This is a genomic window from Pseudorhizobium tarimense, assembly GCF_022968135.1.
Classification (GTDB): Bacteria; Pseudomonadota; Alphaproteobacteria; order Rhizobiales; family Rhizobiaceae; genus Neorhizobium; species Neorhizobium tarimense.
Genome location: NZ_JALJRA010000016.1, coordinates 73,523 through 93,760, shown reverse-complemented (window position 1 = coordinate 93,760; position 20,238 = coordinate 73,523). Strand labels below are relative to the sequence as shown.

22 protein-coding genes are annotated in these 20,238 nt (G+C 58.9%); all 22 read left to right on the top strand.

Going from position 1 to position 20,238, the window contains the following annotated elements; translation table 11 throughout:
* The first annotated feature begins 138 nt into the window (after positions 1 to 138).
* Positions 139 to 786 carry a FliH/SctL family protein gene (locus tag MUU54_RS18860; RefSeq protein WP_247245554.1) on the top strand — a complete coding sequence of 216 codons (648 nt, stop codon included), beginning with the start codon at positions 139 to 141 and terminating at the stop codon, positions 784 to 786.
* Positions 783 to 2,057, top strand: a complete 1,275-nt coding sequence (locus tag MUU54_RS18855) for a MotB family protein (protein WP_247245553.1) — start codon at positions 783 to 785, stop codon at positions 2,055 to 2,057. The genes MUU54_RS18860 and MUU54_RS18855 overlap by 4 nt, the downstream gene beginning before the upstream one ends.
* Complete coding sequence (gene motC / locus MUU54_RS18850) at positions 2,054 to 3,343, top strand: chemotaxis protein MotC (RefSeq protein ID WP_247245552.1); 1,290 nt, start codon at positions 2,054 to 2,056, stop codon at positions 3,341 to 3,343. Before MUU54_RS18855 ends, motC begins: the two co-directional genes overlap by 4 nt.
* Complete coding sequence (gene fliK / locus MUU54_RS18845; protein WP_247245551.1) at positions 3,340 to 4,743, top strand: flagellar hook-length control protein FliK; 1,404 nt, start codon at positions 3,340 to 3,342, stop codon at positions 4,741 to 4,743. The genes motC and fliK overlap by 4 nt, the downstream gene beginning before the upstream one ends.
* Positions 4,667 to 5,248, top strand: coding sequence for a transglycosylase SLT domain-containing protein (locus tag MUU54_RS18840; protein ID WP_247245596.1), 582 nt, complete (start codon positions 4,667 to 4,669; stop codon positions 5,246 to 5,248). Before fliK ends, MUU54_RS18840 begins: the two co-directional genes overlap by 77 nt.
* Before the next feature lie 293 nt (positions 5,249 to 5,541).
* Entirely contained in the window at positions 5,542 to 6,213 is a 672-nt protein-coding gene (rem, locus tag MUU54_RS18835; RefSeq protein WP_247245550.1) for a transcriptional activator Rem, read from the top strand.
* A 103-nt stretch (positions 6,214 to 6,316) separates the two neighbouring features.
* Positions 6,317 to 7,531 (top strand): flagellar hook protein FlgE, encoded by a 1,215-nt coding sequence (locus MUU54_RS18830; RefSeq protein WP_247245549.1) that lies wholly within the window; start codon positions 6,317 to 6,319, stop codon positions 7,529 to 7,531.
* A 28-nt stretch (positions 7,532 to 7,559) separates the two neighbouring features.
* Entirely contained in the window at positions 7,560 to 9,023 is a 1,464-nt protein-coding gene (gene flgK, locus MUU54_RS18825; RefSeq protein WP_247245548.1) for a flagellar hook-associated protein FlgK, read from the top strand.
* Positions 9,024 to 9,026: 3 nt separating this feature from the next.
* On the top strand, positions 9,027 to 10,121 hold the full coding sequence (locus MUU54_RS18820) for a flagellar hook-associated family protein (RefSeq protein WP_247245547.1): 1,095 nt from the start codon (positions 9,027 to 9,029) through the stop codon (positions 10,119 to 10,121).
* A 33-nt stretch (positions 10,122 to 10,154) separates the two neighbouring features.
* Entirely contained in the window at positions 10,155 to 10,502 is a 348-nt protein-coding gene (gene flaF, locus MUU54_RS18815; RefSeq protein WP_247245546.1) for a flagellar biosynthesis regulator FlaF, read from the top strand.
* On the top strand, positions 10,499 to 10,948 hold the full coding sequence (gene flbT / locus MUU54_RS18810) for a flagellar biosynthesis repressor FlbT (RefSeq protein ID WP_247245545.1): 450 nt from the start codon (positions 10,499 to 10,501) through the stop codon (positions 10,946 to 10,948). The genes flaF and flbT overlap by 4 nt, the downstream gene beginning before the upstream one ends.
* Positions 10,939 to 11,445: a flagellar hook assembly protein FlgD gene (gene flgD / locus MUU54_RS18805; RefSeq protein ID WP_247245544.1), complete on the top strand. Its 507-nt coding sequence runs from the start codon at positions 10,939 to 10,941 to the stop codon at positions 11,443 to 11,445. Before flbT ends, flgD begins: the two co-directional genes overlap by 10 nt.
* A 41-nt stretch (positions 11,446 to 11,486) precedes the next feature.
* Entirely contained in the window at positions 11,487 to 11,753 is a 267-nt protein-coding gene (fliQ, locus tag MUU54_RS18800; RefSeq protein ID WP_247245543.1) for a flagellar biosynthesis protein FliQ, read from the top strand.
* A gap of 86 nt (positions 11,754 to 11,839) precedes the next feature.
* The gene (flhA, locus tag MUU54_RS18795) at positions 11,840 to 13,927 is read left to right on the top strand and encodes a flagellar biosynthesis protein FlhA (RefSeq protein WP_247245542.1); all 2,088 of its coding nucleotides are present in this window, start codon (positions 11,840 to 11,842) and stop codon (positions 13,925 to 13,927) included.
* Between the two features lie 26 nt (positions 13,928 to 13,953).
* Complete coding sequence (gene fliR / locus MUU54_RS18790; RefSeq protein ID WP_247245541.1) at positions 13,954 to 14,706, top strand: flagellar biosynthetic protein FliR; 753 nt, start codon at positions 13,954 to 13,956, stop codon at positions 14,704 to 14,706.
* 7 nt (positions 14,707 to 14,713) lie between these two features.
* Positions 14,714 to 15,127 carry a hypothetical protein gene (locus tag MUU54_RS18785; RefSeq protein ID WP_247245540.1) on the top strand — a complete coding sequence of 138 codons (414 nt, stop codon included), beginning with the start codon at positions 14,714 to 14,716 and terminating at the stop codon, positions 15,125 to 15,127.
* A gap of 124 nt (positions 15,128 to 15,251) precedes the next feature.
* On the top strand, positions 15,252 to 15,806 hold the full coding sequence (locus MUU54_RS18780; protein WP_247245539.1) for a rod-binding protein: 555 nt from the start codon (positions 15,252 to 15,254) through the stop codon (positions 15,804 to 15,806).
* Between the two features lie 25 nt (positions 15,807 to 15,831).
* Positions 15,832 to 16,197 carry a hypothetical protein gene (locus MUU54_RS18775; RefSeq protein ID WP_247245595.1) on the top strand — a complete coding sequence of 122 codons (366 nt, stop codon included), beginning with the start codon at positions 15,832 to 15,834 and terminating at the stop codon, positions 16,195 to 16,197.
* The gene (locus MUU54_RS18770) at positions 16,197 to 16,736 is read left to right on the top strand and encodes a hypothetical protein (RefSeq protein ID WP_247245538.1); all 540 of its coding nucleotides are present in this window, start codon (positions 16,197 to 16,199) and stop codon (positions 16,734 to 16,736) included. Before MUU54_RS18775 ends, MUU54_RS18770 begins: the two co-directional genes overlap by 1 nt.
* Before the next feature lie 111 nt (positions 16,737 to 16,847).
* Positions 16,848 to 17,531, top strand: a complete 684-nt coding sequence (locus tag MUU54_RS18765) for a hypothetical protein (RefSeq protein ID WP_247245537.1) — start codon at positions 16,848 to 16,850, stop codon at positions 17,529 to 17,531.
* A gap of 138 nt (positions 17,532 to 17,669) precedes the next feature.
* On the top strand, positions 17,670 to 18,569 hold the full coding sequence (folD, locus tag MUU54_RS18760) for a bifunctional methylenetetrahydrofolate dehydrogenase/methenyltetrahydrofolate cyclohydrolase FolD (protein ID WP_247245536.1): 900 nt from the start codon (positions 17,670 to 17,672) through the stop codon (positions 18,567 to 18,569).
* A 223-nt stretch (positions 18,570 to 18,792) separates the two neighbouring features.
* Complete coding sequence (locus tag MUU54_RS18755) at positions 18,793 to 20,154, top strand: ABC transporter substrate-binding protein (RefSeq protein ID WP_247245535.1); 1,362 nt, start codon at positions 18,793 to 18,795, stop codon at positions 20,152 to 20,154.
* Positions 20,155 to 20,238: the final 84 nt, after the last annotated feature.

Genomic DNA, 20,238 nt, shown 5'->3' with positions numbered 1-20,238 from the left:
ATCTTCACCTTCGCGCAAGTTTGATCCCCTAACATTTCTGCAATCCCTCGGAATGCCTGTTGCACGGTAGGGGCGGGATGTGGCGGGCATGTCACCCGAGGCATCCGGATGCGCAAACATTGATGAGCAGGAAAAGCGATGACCGCCTCAATTGCCCGCTATCTGAAGGATTTCGGCGAGCCAATATCGGTTCCTCCGATCCTGGTCGACGAGGGTGATTTCGATTTTGCTGGCGAGAGCTTGCACGTGCAGGAGGAGCCGATCGCCGCTCCGGTCGATCTTGCGGCGGAGCGGGCAGAAGCGCATGCCAAGGGCTATGATGAAGGCCGCGCTGACGCGCAACGCGTGTGGGAAGAACAACGACAAGAGCTCCTCAAGGCCCATGCGGATGAGATTGCGGCTCTCCGGGAAAGATTCGAGGCTGACATTGCTTCCACCATTGAGCGGAAGATGGGCGAGGCGGCTCTCATCATTGCCGAAGCCGTCAGCAATCAGACAGCGCGAGTATTGGCACCGGTTGTAGAGGAGGCACTGATCTCGAAGGCAGTCGATGATCTGGCCGCCCTGCTTCGGGCTGCGATCAGTGACGGCGATGTAGCAACGGTAACTGTTCGCGGCCCTCGCAGCCTGTTTGAAAGGCTGCAGGCGGCCTTTTCCCCGGACCAGTCAGCGCAGCTTCGTCACGTTGAAGCGCCGGACGTCGATATTTCCGCGGAGATCGGAGACGCAGCTCTCGTGACGCGGCTCTCTGCTTGGTCGGCTCGGCTTAAGGAGGTGCTGGCGTGAGCGAGAGCGAAAATCACCACCACGGCAAGAACGAGATCATCATCGTCAAACGTCATCGGGGCGATCATGACGGCCACCACGGCGGTGCCTGGAAGATTGCTTATGCAGACTTCATGACGGCGATGATGGCGTTCTTTCTCGTTATGTGGCTCGTCAACGCAGCCAACGAGGAAACCAAGGCCTCCATGGCGAGCTACTTCAATCCGATCAAGCTATCCGACGAGACGCCTGCGCAGAAGGGCATCGAAAAGCCTGTTGACCAGGCCGAAGGCCAGGAGCAGCGAGAGCGATCCCAGGTCAAGGCGGACCAGGACACGGTCGGTTCGGCAGCGGCGACGGGGGAGGACCTCACCTCCACGTCCGGTGACGAAACCAATTATTCCGAGGCCGACTACTTCGAAAACCCTTACTCCGTCCTCGCCGAAATTGCGCAGGAGGTTGGCCAGCAGGCAAATGTGAGCGCCAAGGGCGAGGGCGGAGCTGCCGACTCCGGCCCTGCGACGGGTGCTGATGGTGGCGAGGCGTATCGCGACCCCTTCGATCCCGATTTCTGGACACAGCAGGTTGAGGTCACTAGCGCCGAAGAAGGCAACGAGCCTCAGACGGCGCAGTCGAAGGCCGCCACCACGGCCGATGAGCAGGAAGTGGCACTTGCCGCGCCGCAGCCACGGATGGATACCTCATTGCCCGCTTCGCCGCAGGACGTCGCGGAAAACCAGGATCAAGAAAAGCCCCAGGATCCTCAGGCTGCGGCCGTTAGCGGCGATGTTCCGCCGCCGGAAGATGCCGAAGAGCCCTCCGATCCGTCGACCGCAGCAGATGAACTCCGCCAGAAGATCGCGGCCGAGATCAAGGGCGTGGCGGGCAAGCTTGCGGAGGGACTGGTTGTCACGCCTGCAGAAGGCGGACTGCTCGTCACGATCTCCGATCAGGCGGAGGACCCGATGTTCAACATCGGGTCGGCGGTGCCGCGAAAGGAAATGGTCCTGGCGATGGAGAAGATCGGCCAGATCCTGAAGGACCGCAAGGGCGATGTCCTTATCCGCGGCCACACGGATAGCCGGCAGTTCAAGGGCAGTGAGAACGACAACTGGCAGCTCTCCATGTCGCGTGCGCACAGCGCCTATTACATGCTGGTGCGCGGAGGCCTTGCCGAAGCTCGCGTAAAGCAGGTCTCAGGCTTTGCAGACCGACGTCTTCAGGTGCCGGACGATCCTCTGGCGGCGGCAAACAGGCGCATCGAAATCCTCGTGCAGGCGGACAAGGGATGACAAGGGTGCTGGCCGGTCTTCGGGATATCCTCCTCGCAGGCGTCGTGGTCTCGGCAATCCTGCCTGGACCAGAGGCGGCGGCGCAGGAGGATCCGACGCTGGCACCCAATATCATGCTGCGATCGCTGCAGTTCGTGCAGGACACGGTCGTCGCAGGTGATCACTCTGCCGGCGAAATGCAGCGGTTCATGCTGAGCAAGATCGATCAGCGGCTGAGGACTGCGAATCCATCGATCTTCGAAGACCCGCGCAACGTTGACGCGGCATTGATCTACGCGATGAGCGGCGGAAATCCGGCGACGCTCGAATATCTGGTAAGCCGGGACGTGGCTGGCAATTTCGACACAAGGGTGGCCGACGCGCTGAGGAAGTACCTCGCCGGCAAGGGGACCCTAATTGCCAATTCGCTCGGCGAGATGGCGAGGGAGTATCGGGACCAGCGGATCGGCGCTTATGTTGCTCTTGTTGCCGGCAATGTCACCGTACCAAAGGACGTCAAGGCGGCACTTGAGTTTTATGACATGGCAAGGTTGGCCGCGCCGGGGACAATCGTCGAGGAAGCGGCTCTTAGGCGGTCGGTTGCGATAGCGGTCGATGCGGACTTGGTCGACAAGGGGCTGGCATACTCGCGAAAGTACGCGCGCCGTTTCGTCCACTCTCCTTATGCAAGCCAGTTCGCCGACTTCTTCGTGCAGCTGGTCGTGGAGCACTACCCGCAGGTCGGGGAAGCAGACATAGATGGCACCATCGCCTTCATGGATGTCGACCGACGTCGCGAGGTCTTCCTCAGAATTGCAAGAAGTGCTGCCGTTCAAGGCAAGGATGAGCTCGCGCGCCTGGCTTCGGCCAAGGCGGTGGAGCTGTCGGGCATGGAGGCAACTACGCCTGAAACCCTGGCGAAGCTCTATGGCGGATTGGCCAATATTCCCACCTCCAAGGTCGGCGATGCCGCCCAGAAGCTTTCCGCGATCCCCGAAGAAGAACTGACGCCACGCGATCGGGCCCTGCGGCAAGCGGCAAGGTTCGTTGCCGATGAGGTCTTGCGGCAACCGAACGCCGAAAGCCTGGCGCAAGATCCAGGGCGCACGATCCAATCGACACCAGACGCAAGCACGCCGATTGCGTCGATCGGCAATGATGCTGCCGGATCTGCCGATATCGCGCCTCAGTCGGCGACAAGCGCCAGTGTCAATTTGGATCCCGAATTCCAGACCTTCGTTGAAGCCGGCCGCTCCAAGCTGAGCGCGATCGACGATCTTCTGAGAGAAGAAGGTGTAAAGCCATGACGCTTGAGGTTCTTGCCAGAACGGCCCCGACCGAGACACAGGTCAAGGGAAGTGGACGGGCTGCGGGCGAAAATGGGGAGGCAAATGGCTTCTCGTCCGCCTTGTCGAATGCAGGACGCGGCGCCTCTGAAGAGAAGGCGGCCGAGGGACATCGCTGGTCCGCTCAGGATGCTCAAGGTGACGAATCGAGGTTAACGGACGCCCCGGTTCGATACTCCATCAAGGCTGTGCTGATAGACACGGGTGAGGCGGCACTGCAGGGCCAGGTGATGCAAGGCCAAGTGATGCAGGGGAAGGCCGCGCAGGCACAGGACGTCAGCCAGGCGAAGACCCCCGCTATAGAGAAGCATGGGGCGCCGAGAAAGGGCGGCTCCGAGGAGGCAGACGGATCGGATGCTCCCAAGGCCGCTGAGGAAGGCGACGGTACAACCGCACCGGCAACGGCCGAAGCTCATCAGGGGGCGGCCGATCTCCTGGCTATCTTGGCAGGCCAGCGTGCGGCATCGAACGCGACGTCGGCACCACAGTCTGGAAATGCTGCCGAAGGACGCAAGACATCGGAAGGGAGCGGCGGCGAAAGATCTGCCAAGGCTTCTTCCGAGGTCGCGGCGGTGGCGCGAGGTCAAGATCTTCCCATCGACGTCCTGGACATGCCGACGGCCGATGATCCAGGTGCAGGCAACGACCGAAACCTGCGGTTCATCAACGCGAAGAATGGTAGCCTCAACGCAGAGCTGGCCATGGCTGCACAGTCACGGGATGCCGCCGGTGCGGAAAGCAAGACCGGTACGTCTCAGACCGACACGGTGATGGTGCTCGATTCCCGCCGGTTCATCGGCATGCAGACGAGCTCCAACGGCGCCTCGCTAATGGCGGCCATGGTAGGTGACCAGGCGTGGTCGGCCGCCATGCAGCCGGACGCTACTTTGTCGAACATAGCCTCGCAAGGCAGCTCCGGTTCCGTTATGCACATGCTTAAGCTGCAGATGACACCGCACGACCTTGGAACGGTCACCGCGACGCTTAAAATGAGCGGCGAACAACTGCATGTGCATCTGACGGTGGAGAGCCGCGCCGCGCATCGGCAATTGAGCGAAGACAGCAGCGGGATGCTGGATGCCCTTCGGTCTCAAGGCTTTTCCGTCGACCAGGTCACCATCAGCATCGCACCTAGCACAGAGAGTGATGCCCAAAAAGGCCAGCAGGGAGCCCAGGCGGGTCAGCAGCAAGCGCCAGGCAATGGTGAGCGTCAAGGCAGCACCAACCGCGACCAGAGCGGTACGCGATTCTCCGACATTGCGGACGACAGGAATACTGATAATGATGCATCCTTGGATATTTTGCCCGCTTCCGGTCCTGGCGGCGCTGGTGGGCCTAGCGCTGGCCAGCTCTACCTCTGACGCGGCAGCATCGGCCGGGGCCTGCGAGCAGGAAATACAGGCGGCTGCAGCAAAGTATGGCGTGCCCGAAGGCATCCTCTATTCGGTTGGACTGACGGAAACGGGTCGCAAGGGGAGCCTTTATCCGTTCGCGATGAACATCGAGGGGAAGGCATATTATCCGCCTTCTCGGGACCAGGCTTTGGCGGAGTTCGACGCGGCGAAGCGGCAGGGTCGCAAGCTGATCGACGTCGGCTGCATGCAGATCAACCACTATTTCCACGGTGAGAACTTCTCGTCCGCTGCCGAAATGTTCGAGCCGCGGCGCAATGTGGAGTATGCGGCGAAGTTCCTCCGCAATCTTCACGAGCGTCATGAGACCTGGACAATGGCGGTAGCACGTTACCATGCTGGACCAAGCAACGACCCTGCGCAGAAGAAATACGTCTGCCGGGTGATCAGCAATCTAGTCGCAACCGGCTACGGAAAGTGGACTTCGAACGCTTCGCAGTTTTGCCAGAACTAGCGCTCAAGGTGCGACCTCTGGTTGCAGTACGCAACCTTATGACCCGCATGCCGATTTGTGGCGAGTTTGCGGCCAAATTTGGCAAGGCAACGCCTGACAAGCAAGATGTTAATCTTATCCACTGATGAATTGTGTGCCGCAAAGGATGGGCATACTACATCTAGTGCAAATCGCAGGGCAGTGGTTAATCAACTATTAATTTGTTTGGTTAACTTCCTACAGCTTGTACCCGATTCCCTCGATTCGTACCCATAGCTCCATTGAAGCACCACAACTGATTCGGAGGCGGACGAATGATCGTAGTGGTTGATGAGCGCGAGCTTGTTAAAGACGGCTACACTTCCCTTTTTGGCCGTGAGGGCATACCATCGACCGGATTCGACCCGTCGGAGTTCACCGAATGGGTCAACACGGCTGCAGACGGCGACATCCACGCAGTTGAGGCATTCCTGATCGGACAGGGCGACCGTATGCTCGAGCTGCCGCGGGCCATCCGCGACCGCTCGCAGGCGCCCGTGATCGCGGTTAGCGATCAACCCTCGCTGGATGCGACGCTGGCTCTTTTCGACAGCGGTGTCGACGATGTGGTGCGCAAGCCGGTGCACCCGCGCGAAATCCTAGCGCGGGCAGCTGCCATCCGGCGTCGTCTGAAGGCGATCGCCAACTACACCGACATCGGTCAGATCCGCGTCTTCTCGGATGGCCGCGATCCCGAGATTGCAGGCGAAGTATTCCCGTTGCCGCGCCGTGAGCGCCGTATCCTGGAATATCTGGTCGCCAATCGTGGACGGCGCGTTTCCAAGACCCAGATTTTTAACGCCATCTACGGCATCTTTGACGAGGAAGTCGAAGAAAACGTTGTCGAAAGCCACATCAGCAAGCTACGCAAGAAGCTTCGAAAGAAGCTCGGCTTTGACCCGGTCGATTCCAAACGCTTCCTCGGCTACTGCATCGATTGGAGCTGACCTGCAACGAGTTCCGCGGCGTTCGAAGGAAGCGGAAATCAGACAGCTTCACGCAAGGCCCACCGCCTAGTCTCCCGGTACAAAGCGATAACGAGGATTTGCTATGAGCCTCTACGGAACCATGAGAACCGGCGTGTCCGGAATGAACGCCCAAGCCACTCGCTTGAGCACAGTCGGCGACAACATCGCCAACGCGTCAACGGCAGGTTACAAGAAGGCCTCGACGCAGTTCTCGTCGCTGATCCTTCCTTCTGGCCAAGGTTCCTACAACTCTGGTGGCGTGAACGCGTCTGTGCGCTACTCTATCTCTGATCAAGGCACTTTTTCCTACACGACCTCTGACACGGATCTCGCGATCAACGGTCGCGGATTCTTTATCGTTGAGGGGACAGATGGCGTAGAATATCTCACGCGTGCTGGCTCCTTTGTTCAGCTGGACGATGGCACTCTTGTCAATGCGGCTGGCTTCAAGCTCATGGGCTACCCGTATCAAAGCAATGTTGATCCTACCATCGTGATCAACGGGTTTGATGGCTTGACGGAGATCAATTTGAAGGGGGGCGGCATCAGCACAAACCCTTCCACTGCCGGCTATATCACTGCTAACCTTCCGGCGAATGAGGTGGTGCCATATTCGAAAGCCACGTCCCTCGTCGCATTCGATAGCCAGGGCAATACACGAAAGCTGGATTTCACCTACACAAAGACCGGTGATAATGCTTGGAGCGTGACGGCAAGTTATACCGATCCAACCACCTCGACGACGACAACAGTTCTTGCCCCCACTGCCTTGACGTTTGATGCTGATGGCAAGCTTGAAACGCCTGCTGCGGGGCTGCTCCAAACGGACGAACTCACCATCAGTGGTGCGGTTCTGGGGGAGCTTGACATTGACATTTCCGGTCTGACTCAAACCGGAAAAGGGTTTGAGTCGACTGGGGACATCAATGGTAGCGAGGCCAGTTCGGCAATTGGATATGAGATCGGCAAAGACGGAGTAGTTTCGCTCAAGTACGAAAGTGGCGAGCTCGTTCCAAAGTTCCGTATCGCTATGGCTGATGTGCAGAGCCCGGACAAGCTGAACCCGTTAGCTGGAAATGTTTATTCACAAAGTATGGACTCCGGCGTCATTGTGATGGGCTATCCGGCCAATGGCAGCTACGGAAGCATCCTCTCTGGTGCTCTCGAGGACTCCAACGTCGACATCGCGGAAGAGCTGACGTCGATGATTGAGTCCCAGCGCAATTATACTGCTAACTCAAAGGTCTTCCAGACCGGTTCCGAACTCATGGAAGTTCTCGTTAACCTGAAGAGGTGATGGGAGCTACCCCGCAGAGGCAGTCACAATGACTCTTTCGTCAGCACTAAACACAGCGCAATCGATCTTCAATAACACCGGCATCCAGACGGGCGTCACGTCGAAGAATATTGCCAACGCACAGAATGCGAACTACGTCCGGCGGTCTGCGGTGCTAATGACGGGCGGTAACGGGGCATTGGTGGTGGGGATCGAACGTTCCCAGAACCAGTCGCTGTTCCGGCAGACGATCGAAACCTCGTCGCTCTTTAGTGGTCAGCAGACATTGCTGGCAGGCTTAGAAGAGATCAAGTCCCTGATGGGAGGCAACGACTACGAGACGTCGCCCTCGGTCCTCATCGGCAATCTTCGCAACAACCTACAGACCTGGGCGAGTAAGCCAAGCGAGACGACCTTGGGAGCAACCGTGGTTTCTTCCGCCCAGGATTTGGTAAACGGACTGAACAACGCGTCGAACGAGTTACAGGCTATTCGCAAGCGCGCGGATGACGAGATCAAGCAGAGCGTCGACAGTCTCAACAACCTGCTTTCTCAGTTCGAAGTAGCCAACAATAAGGTAAAGCAGGAAGTCGCTGTCGGAGGAAATCCAAATGACGCTCTTGATGAACGCGACACGCTTCTGAAGCAAATTTCTGAGATTGTCGGCATCACCACGGTGAGGCGCGAAAATGAGGATCTAGCGCTCTATACGACCGACGGTACGGTCTTGTTCGAAACTGTGCCCCGCACTGTTTCATTCACTCCGACATCCGCGTTCGGTGCCACGACTGTGGGAGGCGGGATTTACATCGATGGCATCGCGCTGAAGACTGGTGTCGGCGCCGATACCAGCGCCAAGGGCTCGCTTCAGGCGCTTGTTCAACTGCGCGATGAAATCGTCCCTGAGATCCAGAGCCAACTGGACGAAATTGCGCGTGGTCTGATTGTGGCGTTCGCCGAGAAAGACCCCGCGGATCCCGCGACGCTGCCAACGCTCCCGGGACTATTCACTTGGGACGACTCAACGGCAATGCCCGCAGGCGGTGTGGTAGAGCCTGGCCTTGCGAGCCGGATCAAGGTCAATCCCGTGATCGTTCCGCCGACTGGTGACCCGAACCTGATCCGTGACGGTGGCATCAATGGCCTGGGCTACGTCCTCAACAACGAAAATGCGTCCGGCTTCTCCGAGCGCCTCAACGAACTCGATGATGCTTTCGACGTGAAAATCACCATGGGTGATGGAACCGAGATCGGCGGGTCGTTCTCGGTTCTGGCGTTTGCTGCAAACTCCATCGGTTGGCTTGAAATGAACCGCAGCGGCGCAACGACTGCTGCCGAAAACAAGCTAGCGATGCTCAGCCGCGCAACCGACGCCTATTCCAGCGAGACTGGCGTCAGCCTTGACGAAGAACTGTCACTGCTGCTCGACATCGAGCAGTCCTACAAGGCGGCAGCCAAGCTCATGTCAACGGTAGACACCATGATGCAGGCCCTCTTGGAAGCAGCGAGTTAACGGATGAAGACCTCGTTTATCTCATCACTTAGTGTTCAGACGACGATGCGCTATGCCGTTGCGAAGGCGCAGCAGGACATGGTTGCGGCGCAGCAGGAGGTGACGACCGGTCGCCACGCGGACGTTGGTGTGGCCCTCGGCGCAACCACCGCCCGAAGCCTCGATCTGACGCGCGATGTCCTTCGCATCAAGTCGATGCTAACTACAAATTCTCTGGCCACGCAGCGTCTTGAATCGTCGGAAGAAGCGCTTTCCAAGATGTCTGACCAAAGCCAAGAGATGATGAATGCCCTTATCACCCTTGGTGACAGCACGGACGCGACCATGATCGCGACCTTCCAGACCTCGATCCAGACTGCGTTAGACACGGTTGTAGGCTTCGCGAATACCTCCGTTAATGGCGAATACCTCTTTGCGGGCATCAATACGGACGTGAAGCCCCTTGAGAACATCTCAGATGCAGATTCTGCTGCACGCGAGGCAATTGACCGCGAGCTTGATCTATTCCTTGCGGACCAGGTGCCGCCCGTTACCAAGGATCAGATGACAGAGGCGCAAGCCAATGCCTTCCTCACAAAGATGGAGGAGATTTTTGCTGGAAAACAGGTGTTGACGCCTGTTCCTCCTGAAACAGTTGGTGAAGACTTTTGGTCTACATTTGTTTCGAACGCATCCGACGCCAGCATGAGGAGCCGCGTCAGCCAGTCGGAAATTGTCGACACCTCGACCAGTGCCAACGAAAAAGGCGTGCGAGACTTGGTCTTCACCGCATTCGTTTCCGAAATGTTCTTGAACGCGGCGACTTCGGACGAAGGTCGCAAGGTGGCTGCAGCCCGAGCAATGGCCTCAATTGGAACGGCCAAGCTGGGAATCGATCAGGAGCGGACGAGGCTCGGTCTTTCTGCCGAGCGGGTGAAAAAGGCCGACGAAAGTCTCAACGCGCAGAAGAACATCATTGAAACGCACCTCAATGACCTGGAGTCGGTGGATGCTTATGAGGCGTCTACGAGGGTGAAGGGCTTGGAAGCCCTGATCGAGACCGCCTACACGCTAACCGCCCGCCTGCAACAGTTGAGCCTTGTTAACTTCCTTCAGTGAAGAAGGAAGTCTGTGAAAATGAAGGATACATGAATGTACCAGTTTTCATATGCCGAGATCATGGAAGATGGCGTCGCTGACGCCAAGGACCGTGAACGGCAGGCGCTGGATCGGTCGATAGACTTACTGATGGCTGCCAAAAACGAGGGCGCCTATTCCCGCAAAACGATTGACGCCGTGTACTACGCGCGCCGTGTATGGATCAGCTTTATCGAGGATCTCAGTCAGCCCGAGAATGAACTGGCCGCTGAACTGCGCGCAAACCTCATCTCGATCGCGATCTGGATCTTGAAGGAGTGCGAGCGGATCAGAAAGCGGCAGTCCGACAATTACCAGGGCATTATCGACGTCACCACCATCATCAGGGATGGACTTAAATGAAAAGTACGCTGCGCATCTCGCTGAAGTCCGGAGAGCGAATCTTTATCAACGGCGCCGTGCTGCGCGTCGACCGGAAGGTGGCACTGGAATTTCTCAATGACGTGACCTTCCTTCTGGAAAACCATGTTCTGCAGCCGGAAGACGCAAACACGCCGCTGCGCCAGCTGTACTTCATCGCACAGATGATGCTGATCAACCCGGAGGGCAAGGAGCAGTCGCTAGTGCTCTTCCGCAAGTCGGTCAGCATGTTACTTAACTGCTTCCAGAATGAGGAGATTCTCGCCGAGCTGAAGCGCATCGACGGAATGGTCGCCTCCGGCAGGGCTTTTGATGCTCTCAAGGCCATCCGCGGGCTCTACCCTACGGAAGACCGCATCCTGAACAGTCAGGAGATAACGCCGGCAACGATCGAGCAGATCCGCAAGGAGATTGCTCCATGGCGGTAGATCCCGTATCGACCGCGGCCTCCAACCCCTGGGCAAATGCGGCGGCCACAACCGCGGACGCCGACAAGGCCGGGCTGAACTATGACAGCTTCCTGCAGTTGCTCATCGCTCAGATGAAGAACCAGGATCCAACGGATCCGATGGATGCGGGCGAACAGATGTCGCAGCTCGCTTCCTTCTCGCAGGTCGAGCAGACGATCCAGACGAACAGCCATCTGCGCAGCATGCTACAGGCAGAGGCGCTGACGCGTGCGGGAGATCTCGTCGGCAAGTACGTTATGAGCGCCGATGACTCCGTCATGGGCAAGATCAAGGAAGTGGAAGTCTACTCTGATGGCGTCATCGCCGTCACTGAGAATGGCGATAAGGTGCTGCTTCAGGCTGGCGTGGTGGTCTCAGACGCGGAGATCGTCAAGTCAACGCCAACGACAGACACGCCGGCTGACGGCGCCACCGATGGCTCGACGGACGACTCCTCCGGCGGTACAAACACCTAACCATCAATGAGGTCCGAATGATTCGGGCCGGAGCAGGCGACATGAGCGAAGCCGACGCGCTTGACATCATGCAGGCGGCGATCTGGACCATCTTGGTGGCATCAGGTCCCGCCGTCCTCACGGCCATGGTCGTGGGTGTGGGTATCGCTCTTCTGCAGGCCCTGACGCAGGTCCAGGAGATGACGCTGACCTTCGTGCCCAAGATCGTCGCCATCATGGTAGCAATTGGGGTCACGGCACCGTTCATCGGCGCTCAGATTAATCTCTTCGCGACACTCGTCTTCTCCCGCGTCCAATCGGGCTTCTAGCCCATCCTCGCGCAAGCTTGAAGGGTTAGTCAGGTGGTGAATTGGCGGGATTTCCGCCTCCCTTCTCATGAAGAGACGGATGCACCATGGCGCAACCACCTGCATTATCGATCCCCAAGGTTTCTCCCAACGGTCGTGATATCGGCTTTGCTGCCGGCATCATCGCTATCCTATGCATCCTCTTTCTGCCGATCCCCACCATCCTGATCGACATGGGCTTGGCGTTCTCGATCGCCTTTTCCGTGCTGATCCTTATGGTGTCGCTGTGGATTCAGCGGCCGCTGGATTTCTCGTCTTTTCCGACCATCCTTCTGATCTCGACGATGATCCGCCTGTCCCTGAACATCGCGACGACACGGGTGATCCTGTCGAACGGCAACGAAGGTCATGACGCTGCCGGCGGAGTGATCGCGGGCTTCGCAGGGCTTGTCATGTCCGGGGACTTCGTGATCGGGGTCATCGTCTTCATGATCCTGGTGACGGTGAACTTCATAGTCATCACCAAAGGCGCGACGCGTATAGCGGAAGTCGGCGCCCGCTTCACCCTGGATGCTATCCCCGGCAAGCAGATGTCGATCGATGCCGACCTGTCGGCGGGCATCATCGATGAGAAGGAGGCCCAGCGCCGCCGTTCGGAACTGGAGCAGGAAAGCTCCTTCTTCGGGGCGATGGACGGTGCCTCCAAGTTCGTCCGCGGCGATGCCATCGCCGGCCTGATCATCACCGCCATCAATATCTTCGGCGGCATCATCATCGGCTATTTCAGGCACGGCATGGAGATTGGCGAGGCAGCAGACGTCTTCGTCAAGCTCTCTGTCGGCGATGGCATCGTTTCTCAAATCCCCGCACTGGTCGTTTCGCTGGCTGCGGGCCTGCTGGTCTCGCGCGGTGGGACGGCCGGCTCGACAGACAAGGCGGTCGTTGACCAATTAAGTGGTTATCCTCGTGCTCTTTCCATGGCGGCCGGTCTGATGGGGGTGCTGGCTCTTGTTCCTGGACTGCCGATAATTCCATTCATGGCGCTCGGCGGCGTCATGGGCTTCGGAGCCTGGCTAGTGCCGCGGCGCCTGGAGGCGGAAAACAAGCTTCGGCGCGAGGACGAGGAAAAGAAGGTCGTTCAGAACAAGGAAGCGGAGAAGGATTCGGTCAAGAGCGCGCTTCGCACGGCTGAAATCGAGCTTGCGCTTGGCAAGCAGGTCTCCACCCGTCTGCTGGGGGCGCATCAGGAACTTGCCTTCCGCGTCGGCAAGATGCGCAAGAAGTTTGCGTCTCAGTACGGTTTCGTCGTGCCGGAGATTAAGGTCACCGACGACATCATGATCCCGGAGAAGTCCTACCAGATCCGTGTTCACGGAACGACCATTGCCTCCAACACCTTGCGCGTCGGCGATGTCCTCGTGGTCACCGGGGCCGGCCGCAAACCCAGCATACCGGGCGACGAGGTCCGCGAGCCCGCATTCGGTATGCCGGCAGTCTCCATTCTCGAGACTTTCGCGGAGGACCTAAAGCGCGAGGGCTTCCATCCCATCGACAACGTTTCGGTTGTCCTCACCCACCTGTCGGAGGTCATCCGCAACAACCTTCCCCAGCTTCTGTCCTACAAGGACGTCAAGATCCTGATCGACCGACTCGATCCGGAATACAAGAAGCTGGCCGACGAGATCTGCTCCTCGCACATGTCGTATTCCGGCCTACAGGCTGTGTTGAAGCTGCTGCTGGCGGAGCGGGTGTCCATCCGCAACCTTCACCTCATCCTCGAAGCGGTGGCGGAACTCGCACCGCATGTCCGAAAGACAGAACAGATCGTCGAGCATGTCCGCATCCGCATGTCGCAGCAGCTCTGCGGCGATCTCGCGGATAACGGCGTGCTACGCGTGCTGCGACTCGGCACCAAGTGGGACATGATCTTCCATCAGGCGCTTAAGCGCGATGCGAAGGGCGAGGTGATCGAGTTCGACATCGATCCGCGCAGCCTGGAAGAATTCAGTGAGCAGGCGACGAAAGTTATCCGTGAATTCATGGATCGGGGACTGCCCTTCGTCCTTGTAACCTCGCCCGAAACACGCTCCTATGTGCGCATGATCATCGAGCGGCTGTTCGCCACGCTTCCAGTCCTCTCCCACGTGGAACTCGCAAAGGGTCTCGAGATTAAGATTTTGGGCGCCATCTCCTGATGACCGACCCGTAAGGGATCGTGCTGATGCTCCTCGACCCGCAAGGGACCATTCTCGCCTTGTTTCTGGCGTTCTGCCGGATGGGGGCATGTATCATGGTGCTGCCGGGGTTCGGTAGCGCTCGCGTTCCCACGAATGTAAGGCTTCTGGTCGCGATCGCGGTGTCGATGGCGGTCCTGCCCCTGCTGTGGGACACGATCTATCCACGCGCCTCCTCGCCGGGCGCCACCTATGTCGGCCTTATTGTCAGCGAGACCGCAGTGGGCGTGGTGTACGGCCTGATCGCCCGGCTTTATACCCTCGGCATGCAGTATGCGGGTGCAATCCTCACGATGTCGATCGGCTTCACCGCTCCTGGCGGTTCGGACGTCTTGGAAGATACGTCCGAGAACCAACTCACGAACCTGCTGAGTTTCAGCGCTCTCCTGATGCTTTTCATGATGGATTTCCACCACGTCGTTTTCCGCGCACTGGTGGAGTCCTATGCGGCAACTCCGCTGGGGGATGTGATCGACCCGCAGAAGATGCTGATTACCCTCACCGACACCTTGCGCGCTACAACAGGCTTGATGCTGCGGCTTGCAAGCCCCTTCCTTATCTACGGACTGATGTTCAACGTGGCGATCGGCCTCATCAACAAGCTCGCGCCGCAGATCCCGGTCTTCTTCATCTCGACGCCGTTCCTGATCACGGGGGGCCTGTTCCTCCTCTACCTTTCTATCGCAGCCTTCATCCGCCAGTTCGCGGATGGCTTCGCGATGGTCTTCCTGTCGTTTTGAGGGTGTTATGGCCGAGCTGAACCGATCAAAAAAGCTGAAGCGGTTGGTGGCGGTACAGCGGCATCTGGAGAAAATGGCCGAGAGCGAACTTGCAGCGACCACGCGACATCGCGAAGAAGTCGCGCAAACGATGGATATCGTAATTGAGGCCATAGGCTCTCTGGAGCCGGTTCACCGGCAGTTCTCTCAACATTATGTCGAACGGTTCGGTCGCCTTGCTATCAAGGAGCAGCAGCTGGAAAACGTGCAGCAGATCCAGGAGAACAAGGTCCTCAAGGAGCGCACGAAGGCAGAGCGCCTGGAGGAGCACATGAAGGAGGCGCGGGAACTGGAGGACCGTGAAGCCAGCGACCAGGCTACTTACGATCTTCTTGAAATAACGCTGGCGGCGCCAGCCTCCAGCAAGGTTCAGACCTCATAGTCTAGCCCACGGTATTCCCGAAGCTCGTTGAGCAGGGTCGGAAATACGCACCAGATCAAAGTGTTGCTGGCACGTCGCGTCCTTCAGGTCGCCGATGTCTCAGCCATGGCGAAAGGAATAAAACGTGGCCATCTCTCCTCCCAGCGACCTTATCCTTGATGTCGTAAAGGCTGCAGACCCAACGGAAGTTCAGGCGGCGCAGGCAAAGCTGAAAGCCAACAGGGCGGCTTTTGCGGCAACCAGCCTGGCGGAGGCGGGCGCCGGCTTCGGTGCCGCCATGGACATCATCTCCCAGCCGGCAACGAAGGCGGGTCTCGGAAATGCCGAGCCGAGCAAGCACTCGGTGCAGATGCCTGAAGAGTACCGGAAATTCGAAGCGAGCATCTTGCAGAACTTCATCGGCTCCATGCTGCCGAATGACAGCGAACAGGTCTACGGCAAGGGCTCTGCCGGCGAGTTCTGGAAGAGCATGATGGCCGAGCAGATTGCTGACGGCATGTCCAAGAACGGCGGCGTCGGCATCGCCGAACAGATGTATTCGCAAGCCTTGGCGAGAAGCGAAGGCAAGGTGGTGAACGCCACCACCGACGAGGATGACCGCAGCCAGGCGATGAGGCTCGTCACGGATTTCGAACGTCAGGTTCTCGGCCTTTCGGCCGCCAACGAAAGTGAGGCCTGAGATGGCCGAGATTGGGGCAGGAAATATGGAAGTCGTATCCAACGATCACCGGATCAAGACCGTGCTTGGTCGCCTTGAGATGATCGTCGACAACGAAAACCAGCGGATCGGAACCGACCCGCAGTTCGACCTCAAGGTCTCAAACGCGCACAAGAGTCGCTGCCTCTACGAATTGACGATGCTGTTCCGCAGCACCGACCCGAAGGAACTCGCAGTCACGCATATCGACCAGATGCATTCGCTCAAGGACAAGCTGGCGCTGAACGCAAGGCGCGTTGAGGCGCATCTGCATGCAGTGCGTGCAGTGGCCGATCTTCTGAAGAACGCCGCGCGTGAGGCTGACGGCGACGGCACCTATACCCAGGAACAATTCCTCTACAGCGAGAACTGATGCTGAAGCTCCTGCTCACCGGCCTTTGGGTCTGCCTCGTTACGCTGGGTGCGGTCTATTTCTCCGTGCAGATGTCGGCTCCGCCGCCACCTGTCGACGAAGAAGCGGCGAAGAAGGAAGCGTTGCAGCTCGTAAGAGGAGAATCGCTGACGATCCCTGTCATTTCCAACGGCATGGTCACGGGCTACTTTCTCGGTCGCTTCTCCTTCATGATGGACAAGGAGAAGATCAAGGGGGCGGAGTTGCCGATGACGGAGCTCACGACGGATGAGCTCTTCACGCTGCTGGTGGGCGACAAGATGATCGATCTGGGGAACCCTGGAGCCTTCGATCTGGAGACCTTCCGCACCCGGATCAAGGACGACATGAACCACCGACTGGGAGACGACATGGTGGCCGAAGTCCTGGTGGAGCAGCTCGATTACCTTTCGAAGGAAGATATTCGTACTAACGTGGCGAGGGAAGGCAAGCGGCCGATCGAGGCGACCAAGATCGTCCAGGGCATCACGGTTGAAGAACCTGCGCCGCCAGGTCACTGACGCTCCAGAAACTTCAAATAAAGCGGATGCTAAATATTTAGCGATCCGCTTGGGTTTCCGTTCATTCCCGTCTGCTAGTCCCCTCTCGGAACAAGGAGGGGATGAGCATCCATGCGGCTTTTGTCTTTCATTCACTCGCAGCTAGTTACCAAGGTCGAGCCAGGCCGGAAGATTTGGCCGACGGAGCGGCATGTCGCAGGTCTGCCCGTTCTGGATCTTCCCTGGCCTGAGCTTCTTGCCAAGGCCGAGGCCATGGTCTCCCGCAAGGGCGTCAGGAGCGAGGTCTCCTTCTTGGACGGCAGGACCTTGCTTCGACAGCTCTTCGATGCCGACTACCGCAGCTGGCTTTCGCAGCAGGTGCTTCTGCCCTCCCGGATTGGTGTGGGAGGTCTCGTCGCGCGCTTCTGCCGGGTACGGCCACAAGGCACATTCTCAGCCGAAACCGTCCTTCCGGCGCTTCTGACCTACATCGAGCGACCGCTCCGAGTCCTGGTTGTTGGCGACAGTTCCTCAGGGATACGGCCCTTACAAGACCACCTTCAGGCCCACACATCTTGGCACGGCATCTTTGCATCCTCCTTCGAGGCGCTTCGAGAAGGGCAGGCGGCGGATCTGGTTGTGGTCGTCAAAGGCCGCCTCAGCATCTCGGACAGGATCCGCCTTGCCGGCGTTCCGGCCGGTCTGGTCTTCTTTGCCGATCAGCGGCTGCACAGGCTGGCCCAGCGCCCGCAAGCTGCGGATTTCCGCCCTGCGCTTCTTGCCGGGAAAAGCTCTTCCGGGTCGAAAGCGGCCTGATCGCTTCGCGCCCCCTTTCGACCGATTTTGTCGCAACAGCCTTGCATTTGTTCGCAAGCCGAAGCTAAGGCGTGACCTGGCAAGGCTATCTTCTGGTGGCCTCGGCTTCGGCTTTTTGGTGGACAAGGGGAAAATTGCGTGGCGCACATCATCGACGGAAAGCATGCCGCAGCATCGGTCATCGAGACCGTGAGTTCTGCCGCGAAGACCCTGGAACAAGAAACTGGCATCAAGCCTGGCCTGGCGGTCGTCATCGTCGGGAACGATCCGGCCAGCCACGCTTATGTCAATTCCAAGAGCAAGATGGCCAAGCAGTGCGGCTTCAACTCGATTCAGCACAGCCTTCCCGAGGAGACGAAGCAGGAAGAACTGGAAGCCCTGGTTGCCGAGCTGAACGCCGATCCCTCCATTCATGGCATCCTGGTGCAGCTGCCGTTGCCCCAGCATCTGAACGCCGAGCCAATCATCCAGTCCATCGCACCCGAAAAAGATGTCGACGGGCTGAACGTCGTCAACGCCGGCAAGCTCGCCACGGGCGATCTCGCCAGCGGTCTGATTTCTTGTACACCCGCTGGCGCACTGATCCTGATCAACAAGATACACGGCGCCGATCTGTCTGGACTGAATGCGGTAGTAATTGGACGATCCAATCTGTTCGGCAAGCCGATGGGCCTGCTGCTGCTATCTGCTAATGCCACCGTCACCATGGCGCATTCGCGGAGCAAGGATCTCGCCGGAATCTGCCGCGGGGCCGATATCTTGGTCGCAGCTGTGGGGCGGCCGCACATGGTCAAAGCGTCTTGGGTCAAGCCGGGTGCGACAGTCATCGATGTCGGCATCAACCGTGTTCCGGCGCCGGATAAGGGGGAGGGGATGAGCAAGATCACCGGCGACGTCGCCTATGACGAATGCGCCGAGGTCGCTGGAGCGATCACGCCGGTACCGGGTGGCGTTGGACCGATGACGATTGCCATGCTGATGGCAAACACGTTGGTTGCGGCACATCGTGCCGCCGGACGCCCCGTCCCGAAGTTCTAGGCTTTCCACTGAGCCTCGCAGACACCACTACCGACCGCGTTATGTCCTTCGGCCTGTCCGCCTCGTGCTGCCGGCAAGAGCTATGAGCCAGCGCCCTCTGCGATCCGAGGGTCTTGACTCCCCCTGGAAGAAGAACACCTACTGGAACAAGGAAGGAAGGGCGCACGCAGCCTCGCTGCCGTGCCGCGAAAAGACGTTCAATAGGATACCAGGGAGGTCCGACATGAAGAGATCACTCTTGATGGGCGCAGCGATCGCGGCCTTGATCGCAGGAACTGCTGCAGCACAGGAGCTGAAGTTCGCGCCACGGGAGGATTCCCGCTTCAACTGGCAAAGCTACGAGGATTTCAAGGCAGCGCACGGTGACCTGCAGGGCCAGACCCTCACCCTCTTCGGGCCTTGGCGTGGTGACGACGAAATCCTCTTCAACAGCGTGCTGGCCTACTTCCGCGAGGCGACGGGGGTCGACGCGCGCTATTCCTCTTCGGAAAATTACGAACAGCAGATCGTCATCGACACGCAGGCTGGCTCGCCGCCGAACATCGCCATTCTCCCGCAGCCCGGCCTGCTCGCCGATCTTGCGGAAAAGGGCTTCTTGACCCCGCTGGGCGAGGAAACGGCAAACTGGGTCGAGGAAAACTATGGCGCGGGCGAAAGCTGGGTCGGCTACGGCACCTATGAGGGCCCAGAGGGCAACGAGCATTTCTACGCATTCCCCTACAAGGCCGACGTGAAGTCGCTCGTCTGGTATGTGCCGGAAAACTTCGAGGAAGCCGGCTACGAAGTTCCCAAGACGATGGAGGAGTTGATCGCGCTCAGCGACCAGATCGTCGAGGACGGCGGCGTTCCGTGGTGCATCGGCCTTGGATCGGGCGGCGCAACCGGCTGGCCGGCGACAGACTGGGTCGAGGACATGATGCTCCGCACGCAGCCGGCCGCGACCTATGACAAGTGGGTGAGCAACGAGATCAAGTTCGATGATCCCGCTGTCGTCGGCGCCATCGAGGAGTTCGGCAAGTTTGCAAAGAACGAGGAGTATGTCAGCGGCGGTGTTGCTGCAGTCGCATCGACCGACTTCCGCGACAGCCCTAAGGGCCTCTTCGACATTCCGCCGAAGTGCTACCTGCACCACCAGGCTTCGTTCATCCCGTCCTTCTTCCCGGATGGCGTGGAGCTCGGAACGGATGCCGACTTCTTCTACATGCCGACCTATGCCTCCAAGACTGACCTCGGAACGCCGGTTCTCGGCGCGGGCACTTTGGTCTCGATAACCAAGGACTCTCCCGCAGCACAGGCCTTCATCGAGTTCCTGAAGACACCGATCGCGCATGAGGTCTGGATGGCGCAGGCGGCCTTCCTGACGCCGTATAAGGGTGTGAACGTCGATGCCTATGCCAACGAGCCGCTGAAGAAGCAGGGTAACATTCTCACCTCTGCTACCACCTTCCGCTTCGACGCTTCGGATCTGATGCCGGGCAAGATCGGTGCTGGGGCCTTCTGGACAGGTATGGTCGACTATGTTGGCGGTAAGGATGCCGAGACGGTCGGCAAGGAAATCCAGCAGGCTTGGGACGGCCTGAACTGATCTGGTCTGATCTGATCGGGAGCTGCGCCCGCCTCAGCCGGCGCAGCTTCGTCCCTCCCGGCATGCATTGGGGAGGATAACAAG

What these genes read in the sequence shown, in the direction of transcription:
- MUU54_RS18860 (WP_247245554.1), top strand. Translation starts at nt 139, where the DNA reads ATGACCGCCTCAATTGCCCGCTATCTGAAGGATTTCGGCGAGCCAATA.
- motC (WP_247245552.1), top strand. Translation starts at nt 2,054, where the DNA reads ATGACAAGGGTGCTGGCCGGTCTTCGGGATATCCTCCTCGCAGGCGTC.
- fliK (WP_247245551.1), top strand. Translation starts at nt 3,340, where the DNA reads ATGACGCTTGAGGTTCTTGCCAGAACGGCCCCGACCGAGACACAGGTC.
- MUU54_RS18840 (WP_247245596.1), top strand. Translation starts at nt 4,667, where the DNA reads ATGCATCCTTGGATATTTTGCCCGCTTCCGGTCCTGGCGGCGCTGGTG.
- rem (WP_247245550.1), top strand. Translation starts at nt 5,542, where the DNA reads ATGATCGTAGTGGTTGATGAGCGCGAGCTTGTTAAAGACGGCTACACT.
- MUU54_RS18830 (WP_247245549.1), top strand. Translation starts at nt 6,317, where the DNA reads ATGAGCCTCTACGGAACCATGAGAACCGGCGTGTCCGGAATGAACGCC.
- flgK (WP_247245548.1), top strand. Translation starts at nt 7,560, where the DNA reads ATGACTCTTTCGTCAGCACTAAACACAGCGCAATCGATCTTCAATAAC.
- MUU54_RS18820 (WP_247245547.1), top strand. Translation starts at nt 9,027, where the DNA reads ATGAAGACCTCGTTTATCTCATCACTTAGTGTTCAGACGACGATGCGC.
- flaF (WP_247245546.1), top strand. Translation starts at nt 10,155, where the DNA reads ATGTACCAGTTTTCATATGCCGAGATCATGGAAGATGGCGTCGCTGAC.
- flbT (WP_247245545.1), top strand. Translation starts at nt 10,499, where the DNA reads ATGAAAAGTACGCTGCGCATCTCGCTGAAGTCCGGAGAGCGAATCTTT.
- flgD (WP_247245544.1), top strand. Translation starts at nt 10,939, where the DNA reads ATGGCGGTAGATCCCGTATCGACCGCGGCCTCCAACCCCTGGGCAAAT.
- fliQ (WP_247245543.1), top strand. Translation starts at nt 11,487, where the DNA reads ATGAGCGAAGCCGACGCGCTTGACATCATGCAGGCGGCGATCTGGACC.
- flhA (WP_247245542.1), top strand. Translation starts at nt 11,840, where the DNA reads ATGGCGCAACCACCTGCATTATCGATCCCCAAGGTTTCTCCCAACGGT.
- fliR (WP_247245541.1), top strand. Translation starts at nt 13,954, where the DNA reads ATGCTCCTCGACCCGCAAGGGACCATTCTCGCCTTGTTTCTGGCGTTC.
- MUU54_RS18785 (WP_247245540.1), top strand. Translation starts at nt 14,714, where the DNA reads ATGGCCGAGCTGAACCGATCAAAAAAGCTGAAGCGGTTGGTGGCGGTA.
- MUU54_RS18775 (WP_247245595.1), top strand. Translation starts at nt 15,832, where the DNA reads ATGGAAGTCGTATCCAACGATCACCGGATCAAGACCGTGCTTGGTCGC.
- MUU54_RS18770 (WP_247245538.1), top strand. Translation starts at nt 16,197, where the DNA reads ATGCTGAAGCTCCTGCTCACCGGCCTTTGGGTCTGCCTCGTTACGCTG.
- MUU54_RS18765 (WP_247245537.1), top strand. Translation starts at nt 16,848, where the DNA reads ATGCGGCTTTTGTCTTTCATTCACTCGCAGCTAGTTACCAAGGTCGAG.
- MUU54_RS18755 (WP_247245535.1), top strand. Translation starts at nt 18,793, where the DNA reads ATGAAGAGATCACTCTTGATGGGCGCAGCGATCGCGGCCTTGATCGCA.